The organism is Shewanella gelidii (assembly GCF_014647855.1).
Lineage (GTDB): Bacteria > Pseudomonadota > Gammaproteobacteria > Enterobacterales > Shewanellaceae > Shewanella > Shewanella gelidii.
On record NZ_BMPZ01000029.1, the window covers coordinates 1 to 1183 of the forward strand.

Here is a 1183-nt window from a genome sequence, read left to right on the forward strand (position 1 = left end):
GACAGGTGTCACGACGGATTATGTAAGGTAGGCGCTGCTTATCGAAAGGTAAGTAATCCACGGATATCAGCATGACAACCGACGAACTTACTTGCTTCATCTACTGCGTTAACTCAATTCATTTTGAGTAGAGAACAAAACTAGGCTTAAATCTTTAGGCCGATATTATTACGTTCTGCTTGACGTGGGGAGTCATACCAACGCCACATTAAGCGGCTAAATATAGTTGGTTATAATGTTGAACGGAGTGAAAACAACCAACTGTATTTTGTCCGTTTGAATGCCTTGTTAGAAAACGTGCTGCCACGTAGCCCCGACTATAAATGCAGGGATACTTAAGAAAATACTTAAAACTACAATTGAATTTAGTAAGAACCGTTTAAATTTAGATAGTTTTCTATATGTAACTTCGGCAGCTTTAACTTTTTGCAAGCTTCGTGTTTGAGTATTAATAAAAGCAATAACTGGGAACCAAGATAGCAAACCAATAAATATTGCTACAGCTTCTCCATTGGCAAAAAGATCTAAACCTAAGTATAAAGTTAGGTAAATTACTGCCAACCAAGCAGCGAACCAAAACGGAATACTAAGTAAAGTCCTAGCCTTATCATCTCTGGTTTCTTTGTCATGCCACCCTAAACTATTGCTAAGAGACATGTGCGCTAATGCCAAATTCATATAAGTTTTCTAACGCTTTGCTAAGGAGCAATTGACTGTTGGCTATACTTGCGCGAAGCGCCAAGCCAGCTGTTAATCGTCCCAGTGAGTTTACGAACGAACTTGAGCAACTTGTTATAAGCCATCTTTAGCACCATGCGTAAACAGTAAGAATTTTGGGGCATACCCTGTGACTGTTACATGACCAGATATATAACCCATTAAAAAAATAACCGCAGTAATAATCCATATAAAGTGATCATACGGCTCTGTGAAAGCAATAAATATTATCATTGGGACTAGCAAGAGTGACAGTACAAAGATAAAGCCTGATAGCACTCTGAATGGAGTTCTGACTTTGGCTAATTGTTCCCTAGATATACTCATACTTTCCTTGGCTTATAACGCCCTAATAATGGGCAAAAAATTGTTGGCTAAAATGTTGAGGAACGAAAACAGCCAACTGTTTTTTGTCCTTATTAATTAGCTTGTTATACGTCATTTACGCTGAAAATAAAACGTTGCA

General features: G+C 38.0%; 1 protein-coding gene. It reads right to left on the reverse strand.

The genetic code is table 11. The features are described from left to right. Positions 1-288: 288 nt before the first annotated feature. Positions 289-678 (reverse strand): hypothetical protein, encoded by a 390-nt coding sequence (locus IEY18_RS17290; protein WP_188923129.1) that lies wholly within the window; start codon positions 676-678, stop codon positions 289-291. Positions 679-1183 lie beyond the last annotated feature (505 nt).

Coding starts and splice junctions, on each gene's coding strand:
- IEY18_RS17290 (WP_188923129.1), bottom strand. CDS start 678: ATGAATTTGGCATTAGCGCACATGTCTCTTAGCAATAGTTTAGGGTGG.